Origin of the sequence: Desulfallas sp. Bu1-1 (assembly GCF_015594625.1) — a bacterium.
Lineage (GTDB): Bacteria > Bacillota > Desulfotomaculia > Desulfotomaculales > Desulfallaceae > JADNRQ01.
In genome coordinates this window covers 1-262 of sequence record NZ_JADNRQ010000104.1, presented here as the reverse complement: position 1 = coordinate 262, position 262 = coordinate 1, and the positions used below count along the sequence as shown (strand labels likewise).

The window sequence follows — 262 nt, the reverse complement described above, 5'->3', positions numbered from 1 at the left end:
TCCGGACGGGATAAGCGCTGAAGGCATCTAAGCGCGAAGCCCCCCTCCAGATAAGGTTTCCCACCTTCTCGAGGTTCGAGGTTCGAAGTTGGAGGTTCGAATCTAAAAAAAGAAAAGAAAATAAAGTTTCGAACATCGAACATCGAATTTCGAACCTCGAGAAGGGTAAGACCCCTGGTAGACTACCAGGTAGATAGGCCGGGCGTGTAAGTCCCGTGAGGGATTGAGCGGACCGGTACTAATCGGTCGAGGGCTTGACCTG

The 262-nt window shown here is 51.5% G+C and carries 1 rRNA gene; it reads left to right on the top strand.

Going from position 1 to position 262, the window contains the following annotated elements:
• A 23S ribosomal RNA gene (locus IT084_RS17835) occupies positions 1-262 on the top strand; the annotation flags it as partial.